The 2,288-nt window shown below is 70.1% G+C and carries 4 protein-coding genes; all 4 read right to left on the bottom strand.

Annotation, left to right across the window (positions count from 1 at the left end):
* Positions 1-517: MarR family winged helix-turn-helix transcriptional regulator (locus DMC18_RS24935; protein WP_110133414.1), on the bottom strand; the 517-nt coding region annotated here is incomplete at its 3' end.
* A gap of 214 nt (positions 518-731) precedes the next feature.
* Complete coding sequence (locus tag DMC18_RS24930) at positions 732-1,613, bottom strand: hypothetical protein (RefSeq protein ID WP_110121942.1); 882 nt, start codon at positions 1,611-1,613, stop codon at positions 732-734.
* Between the two features lie 82 nt (positions 1,614-1,695).
* Positions 1,696-1,935 (bottom strand): hypothetical protein, encoded by a 240-nt coding sequence (locus DMC18_RS24925; protein WP_110121944.1) that lies wholly within the window; start codon positions 1,933-1,935, stop codon positions 1,696-1,698.
* Positions 1,936-1,966: 31 nt separating this feature from the next.
* Positions 1,967-2,221 carry a DUF3297 family protein gene (locus DMC18_RS24920; protein ID WP_110133413.1) on the bottom strand — a complete coding sequence of 85 codons (255 nt, stop codon included), beginning with the start codon at positions 2,219-2,221 and terminating at the stop codon, positions 1,967-1,969.
* Positions 2,222-2,288 lie beyond the last annotated feature (67 nt).

Below are 2,288 nucleotides of genomic sequence, written 5' to 3'. Positions count from 1 at the left end.
GCGGCGCGGCGGCGTCGGGCGGCGCGTCGGCGCCGTAGAGCTGCACGGCGGCGGCTTCCAGCCGGCCCATCAGGCGCTTCAAAGTCGCCACCTCGCCGGGAGCCAGGCCCGCCAGCAGGGCGGCCTCATAGGCCAGGGCCAGCGGGCGGATCTCGGCGAACAGGCGGCGGCCGGCGGCGGTCAGTTCCAGCGTGTGCGAGCGGCGGTCGGTGCGATTGGTGATGCGGGCCACCAGGCGACGCTCGACCAGATCCTGGGCGGCGCGGCTGACGCGGACCTTGTCCATGGCGGTGCGCGCCACGGCCTGGTGCTGGGTCAGCGGCCCCTCGATCAGGGTGGACATCAGCCGCCACTGCGGGATCGACAGGCCGAAGCGGTCCTCGTAGGCGCGGGCGATCAGGCGGCTGACGGCGCTGGAGGCCGTGGCCAGGCGGTACGGCACATAGTCCGAGAGCGACAACTGCTCACTGGCGGCGTCCGGCGAACCCGGCGTCAGGGATGAGACCGTCGCGGCCATGCCTATTCCTTTCCTCCTGCTTCGGCCCGCGGCCCGCGAAGACGGAGCCGTCTCTACGCCGAATCACGCTCTGGCGACACACCGCGAGCGCCGATCGATCTGGCGCCGCGATGGAAACGCTCTCAATCGTCCGCCCTCGACCGTGGCGGAAACCGGGTATTTCGCCCTTGCCGTGAGCATACGCACCTAATCGCGCCCAACCAAGCGGCGCCGTTCAGTGACCGTGGCCGCCCCCATGGCCGTCGTCATGTCCGTGGGCGGACTTCGGGGCCGGCTCGGTGTGGGTCAGCTGCTTCTGGCAGCGTTCGAGCAGGCGCAGGTTGTCGGGGCTGTTCCAGACGTCGGCGAACTCGACCACCACCAGGCGCAGGCGGCGCATATGCTCGTTCCACTCCAGCGGCGGCTCGGGCTTGTCCTCGTCGTGCTCGTGGTCGTCGTGATCCTTGCCGTGGGCGTCGGCCCCGCAGGTGCAGCGGTGCGGCGCGGCGGCCTGGGCCGGGCTGGCGGCGGCGTTGATGATCACCGTCTGCTTGCTGCTGATCTTCACCTGCGGCGTCGCCAAGGCCAGGCCGCCGACGGTCACCGGCGCGCAGCAGATCACGCACTGGCAGGGCGCGGGCGCCTTGCAGGTCGCCGGCTCGTGCGGCTTGGCGTGGGGATCGTGGCCAGCCTTGGCCTCGTCGTGGCCGCCGCAGGTGCAGACCTTGGGTTTGGGTTTCGGCTTGTGCTCGGCCTTGACCTCGGGCTTGGGAAACTCGCCGACGCAGGCCTTGCTCAGCGCCTTCAGCGCCTTGCCGCCGGCGCCGAACTCGATCAGCGCGCCCACGCGGGCCTCGACCTCGGCGACCAGTTCCTCGGCGCGGCGCAGCAGCTCGCCCGTCGGCGCGCTGGTGGCGGCCACGCAGCGGGCCAGGATCGCCTTGTGAATGGTCTTGGGCACGTCGCGCCAGCGCTCGTCCCGGCCCTTGCGGCCCGTGAAGCGCCCCGCGCAATAGGCCAGGGCGGCGACCGCGAGCGCGATCAGGACGATGCCGGCCAGCAGGGTCGGATCGAAGATCGGGACCGGCGTCTCGACCGGAAACTCGGATTGATACACCCCACCCCTCCCGCAAGCGCCATTCGACGAGCACCGTTATGGTTAACGCATGCGCGCGACGCTTGCACGGCGAAGGTTGAGTTCAGCGGCGGGAAATCACGCCTCGGGCGCGGGCGCCCTGGTCATAGCGGCTCTCGCCGCCATAGACGGCGACCTCGCACAGGATGTCGCCGCCTTCCTGGGCGGCCCAGAGGTAGTTCCGCTCGACCTCGACGTGGCGGCCGGCCGGCGAAATGCCCTCGAAGGTGTCTCCCCAGGGAATCACCTTCGAGAGTTCGCGCCAGCTCAGGGTCATGGCCCGCGACAGCTCGTCGTCGGCCATGGCCTGGAGATCGGGATCGCTCACCCGCGTCCTACTCGGACGGCGCTTCGAGGTCGCGGAAGTACGGCACGACCTCGCCTTGCAGCTTGATGGTCATGGCGTTGCCCTTGCGGTCGACGGTCTTGCCGGCGGTCACCCGCACCCAGCCTTCGCTGACGCAGTATTCGTCGACATTGTTCTTCTCGACGCCCTTGAAGCGCACGCCCACGCCCCGCTCCATGGCGGCGGCGTAATAGAAGGGGCTGTCGGGATTGGCGGACAGGCGGTCGGGAGGCGTATCGCTCATCGGGTCTGCTTTCGAAGTCTGGAGGCGAGCGGGCTCGCCGAAGCGGGCGTGATAGCGAGGAAAGGCG

Source organism: Caulobacter sp. D5 (assembly GCF_003185805.1).
GTDB lineage: Bacteria > Pseudomonadota > Alphaproteobacteria > Caulobacterales > Caulobacteraceae > Caulobacter.
Note: the sequence above shows the minus strand (reverse complement) of the source record. Positions and strands in the feature narration are given on the sequence as shown.